At 59.2% G+C, this 4,778-nt stretch carries 2 protein-coding genes and 1 pseudogene; 1 reads left to right on the top strand and 2 read right to left on the bottom strand.

What is annotated here, in order from left to right:
* The first annotated feature begins 244 nt into the window (after nucleotides 1-244).
* The gene (locus H5U08_RS10405) at nucleotides 245-583 is read left to right on the top strand and encodes a hypothetical protein (RefSeq protein WP_297032755.1); all 339 of its coding nucleotides are present in this window, start codon (nucleotides 245-247) and stop codon (nucleotides 581-583) included.
* Between the two features lie 117 nt (nucleotides 584-700).
* Here H5U08_RS10405 and H5U08_RS10400 read toward each other — a convergent pair whose 3' ends face one another.
* Entirely contained in the window at nucleotides 701-3,556 is a 2,856-nt protein-coding gene (locus H5U08_RS10400) for a hsp70 family protein (protein WP_297032753.1), read from the bottom strand.
* Between the two features lie 124 nt (nucleotides 3,557-3,680).
* Nucleotides 3,681-4,778: pseudogene (locus tag H5U08_RS10395) on the bottom strand (Hsp70 family protein); the annotation flags it as partial.

The raw sequence follows: 4,778 nt of genomic DNA, 5'->3' as shown, positions 1-4,778 counted from the left end.
TGCCGCTCCTACCGGTGGCTATTTCATGAATTACTACGGCTACTTCCCGGGTCTTGGAGGCCGTTAATTGAAGAGTCAACTCGATTTTGTTCGACGGGTGAGAATCAAGCGGCACTTTGCCGACTCCGAGTGCAAGCATCACGGATGTGCGTCGCTCACTTGGAGTTGAATCTCCGCCAACACTAACACATCAATATTTGTGTCATCCCGTCTCCTTTATCCCCGCTGTCACGGAGGACAAAAAATGGCGTCGGACGTCGAAGGTCCCTCAAGTCACCCCGGTCCACCTTTGTGGACACAACTGGGTCCCTGCGATCCGAGTGTTTCCGGCCACCCGTCCTCCTCGGGTCTCAGGCCGCCCCGGAAGTCCACCATCAACGGTCAAAGTATTCCAACGGATGAAATCGCGGATGTTCTGCGGCTGTGGCTTGAGTGGAACCAAAATTATGAAAAGCTCACGGAATTGATGTATCAACAGGCGCGGGATTTTCATTCCCTTCAGCTTATGGCTGACGAACTTGACCGGCTGCGATTGCGGGCCGTCGCCGCCACGGAGTATTTACTGAAGAGAATCACGGAATAAACAACGTCCCGATCTGATTAGATAGAAATCACCCCACCAGCCGCCTGCTCCGGCCCTGCCTTCCATTTTCAGCGGTTGCTCTCCCAACCGTGGCTGATATCCTGTCTCCTAGCGGGATTACAGGATTCGCAATCCACGTGGCAGTTCCTCGCCGAAAATCTGGGTTTGCTCCGTCTCCTCGAGGGTCCCGCCCTCTGCCACGAGCCGCACGAGGTGTTCGGGCACGTTTCTCTGGGAAAACCAGGCCAGAACGCGCTGCCGGGTTTTGTTCGCCACGTCGCGGTAGCGGTCGCCCGTCTTGCGCGCGAGCTGCATGAGCACATACGGTGGAATCTCCTCAGGAAGTTTCAGCCGCAACAGGCGTTCGATCCACGTTGTCACAACATCCTCCGGGAGTACGGAGTTCAGGGGGGCATACACCGGGATGCGGGCCCCCAATCGGGCGAGCGTCCACAACAAGGCCGACAGCGCCTGCTGAACGCGGCGTTTGGGCAGGAGATCGAGAATGATCTGGCCCAATTCGACCTTCCAGTTGAGCGGCAGGAGTTCCAGACTACCCAAAAGTCGCCAGATTTCCGCTCCTTCATGGCTTGCGTAAGGAAAGTCGGTACTTCCTGTTCCCTGAATTTGCTGCCGGTGAAGCGAGCGGACCGACGCCATCAGGGGCGTGGCCAGCGCTTGCTGCTGACCTGCCGTGAGCCCCCCCGCGATACGACGCCACAGAATCCACCATTCCGCGCGACATGCAGGAGTGGCGTGCACCAGCTTACCCTGAAGGACGCGCCACGTCTCGGCCACCCGCCAGTCATCGGCAGCCAGTCCATAACCAGGTCGGAGGGCATAACCCAGCGTGTTCAACCACCGGGCTTCATGTTCAGGACTCCGACGCCGCCCGGCTTCGTTTTCCATCAGCCGCTGCCAGATCCTTCGCAGGAAAGAACTGGGCCAGTCACGGCGGTTCATGCGTGTCGCTTCGCTCAACTTCCTGAGGAGAGCGGCCGGGGACTCCGTTCCTTCCGGACCGAAAATCCGATCAATCAGTTCCAGGGCGTTTTCCGCCAGGCTTTCCTCGAGGACCCCCTCCTGCTCGCCCGAGCCCTGATGTGGTGACCGGTCCGTTTGGACAGCAGACCGCACATCAAATTCCAGTTTCCACCGACCATTTCCCCCCACCTCGGAACACCAGATCTCCAGCGTGCCGATTTCCGTCAGTTTGGCATGCAGCGTTACCGCGATATCTTTGGGCGTCTCACGACGGGAGCTCACTTTGAGGATGGTTCGCACAGCCGGCAATGAGCTCAATTCCTCCGGCCGGACCAGAACGACTGCGCCCGCCGGATCGGTCAGCCGTGTCCCCGAATAATAAACCGGAAACTCCACAGGCTCTCCGATGCGCAGATGAAACGTACACTCCGCTAAGTGGACCTCTTCCCCGGGCTCGATTCCTGCCGGCAAAACGCAGACACTTGCCGCCAGTTTTTCCGGGACCTGGGATTCGCCCTCCTGGCCCGCATCAAGCAGTTCCGGTTCGGGCAATTCGGCTTTGGCAAGCTCGGATTTGCCTGCGTCCGCCGTTGCGGCCAGATGCCGCAACTCCTCGTCAGACATGGCCACGCCGATGTAGTACGTGCGGGCTAAACCGGCCGATATCCGAACGCCTTCCCCACGCCGTACCATACCGTAATAAGCCGCCCCCTGGGCCACCGCCAGGTCCAGCCTCTCGTTTTCCAACACGATCGGTTGCCAGGGCCTTTGAGGACTGCTGAACCATCGAGCGATGACGTCGACCACACGCCGTCTGATGGCATGGGAGTAAAAGACACCCCCGTTAAACAACACGAGATCAGGTCGGGCAGGATCATGGCCCGGTGAGTCGCCATCCAAGGCCACGAAACGATGGGCCGTCAAAAAGGCTGCCAGATAGCGCGTTACGGCCGGATCGGGAGCAAACGGAAGGCCGAATTCCTGGAATCCGGACCGCCGCACCGCTGGCCTGGCGTCGAGTTCCACCAGGGGGAAGAAACCATCCAAAACGAGTTCAAGCACTTCGTTTCGGGTCAATTCGAAATGCCGGGCTCCACCGACAACCCGGGAACCTCGCCCGGGCAGCGTCACGGTTATCCGCTCGGGCGCGGGTTCGCTCAACAGCTTTTCCTTCAGGAACTGACAGCGTCGCACCAAGATCGACCATGTTTGAGGGTCGAGGGGCTCATCCGGATTGAGTTTTCGTTCGATATGGTGCGCAAGGGCAAGGTCAAGATTATCCCCGCCAAGAATGAGATGCTCGCCCACCGCCACCCGATGGAATTGGATCATTCCATCTTTTGACTCTCGTACCCGGATGAGCGTGAAATCGGTCGTCCCACCCCCAATATCGCACACAAGGATTTTCTGGCCCGGCCGAACACAGCGCTGCCAGTCTTCGCTGTGGCGGTAGATCCAGGCATAAAAGGCCGCCTGTGGTTCTTCGATGAGCGTGACGCGCTTGAGTCCTGCCTGTGCCGCGGCTTTGACTGTCAACTGTCGAGCCACTTCATCGAAGGAAGCCGGGATCGTAAGCACAAGATCCTGATCGGCCAGTGGATATCCGGGAAACCGGCTATCCCAAGCGTCGCGCAGATGTTCCAAATACCGGGCAGAGACTTCCACCGGAGAAAGCTTGGTGGCGTCTGGTGCTCCATGCCAGGGAAGCAGCGGCGCTGTTCGGTCCACTCCGGTGTGGCAGAGCCAGGATTTGGCGGAACTGATGAGTCGCCCGGGAACTTCCGCACCGTGATCTCGCGCAAACACCCCGACAATGTGGTCCCGGTGGGCTGGCCCAAAAGGTAATCGCAGCAGCTTTGGATCGAATTCGCCAGGCGCGGGCTCGTAGTGGAACGACGGCAGCGTCTCCCGTTCCTCCACCTGGCCAGGGGCCACGAGTTGCGGGATCCGGAAGACACGCACCTGCCAAGGAGATTCGGCGGTATCCACGTAACATAGCGCCGAATTTGTGGTTCCCAGGTCGATCCCCACAACGAAGCGCGGCGCAGCAGGTTCGGTTATCTCCGAGTGATACATCGCTGATTATGAGCCAGTGAAAACGGCTGAGAATCGTTCACTCATCGGTATCGGCATCCTCTCGAACACTGAACTCGAGCTTCCATCGCTGGTCACTCGTGGTGCTAAGGCACCATAATTCGAGGACGCCCAGTTCCGTCACGCGGCTTTGAAATCGCACGGGGACATAGTCCCCTGGCATTCCGTCATCCGTAGGCAAACACGCCTCCAGCGAATCCGTCTCCTCTATTTCATCCGGCGACCACGAATGGTGCACGTCGCCGGGCCGGTCTTGTTTCCTCACCGAAGAACTGAAGAAACGAAAAACGACGCGTTCGCCCACCACGAGACCGACTTCTTCGGAAGGCACGTCGATCGATGTGCCCTCTTCCATGCCTATTGGAACCACACAGAGCAAATGAAGCGGGCGAGGGACTCCTGGGACAGCAGGTCCTGCCGTTTCAATTCCCACGTAATACGCGCGAGCCGTCCCTCCTCGAATTCTCACGCCCCCGTGGTCTTTCGCCCAAGCGTAGTAGGCCGCTCCTTTGGCGACCGCGTGATCAAGATCGTGAAGCCCCGGCAACAGCGTCGGTTGAGGCTGGTCGGGGAACCAGTGCGCCAACACTTCGAGCAATCGCTCGCGGAATCGCGCCGCCTTGAACACACCGCCGTTAAGGAGGACATGGGTGGGTCGAACGGGAGTATTCTGGGCCTCCCCGTGGGACTGGAGGAACGCGGCCAGGTGACGCGTCACTGCGGTGTCGGTTTCAAAGGGAAGACCAAGTTCGCGGAATCCAGAAGCCCGGCGACGGGCCGGTCGGTCGGAAATCTCGCACACGGGGAAGAAGCCATCCACCAGCAATTTGGCTGCGCTTTCTCTGTCGATATCAACCGAGATCGTCCCGCCGATCAATCGGCTGCCACGCCCCAGGATGGTCACGGCGTGTTGCTCCGGGGGATTCTCCCCGAGAAGCGTCTCTTTCGCTACCCGGCATGAATGCCAAAGCGCGACAGACTGCCACGGATCAAGCGCAATCCCCTTTTCCGCGAATTTTTGGCTGGCAAAATGGGCGAGAGCCAGGTCCATATTATCACCGCCGACCAGGAGGTGATTTCCCACAGCCACTCGCTGGAGCATTAATTCCCCGTCTTG

Origin of the sequence: Thermogutta sp. (assembly GCF_014359955.1) — a bacterium.
In the GTDB taxonomy this organism is placed as follows: Bacteria; Planctomycetota; Planctomycetia; order Pirellulales; family Thermoguttaceae; genus Thermogutta.
The sequence above is the reverse complement of the archived record's forward strand: the minus strand, read 5'-3'. Positions and strand labels throughout refer to the sequence as shown.

Bases quoted from the DNA above. Each gene is read 5' to 3' on its own strand.
- H5U08_RS10405 (WP_297032755.1), top strand. From the start codon at position 245: ATGGCGTCGGACGTCGAAGGTCCCTCAAGTCACCCCGGTCCACCTTTG.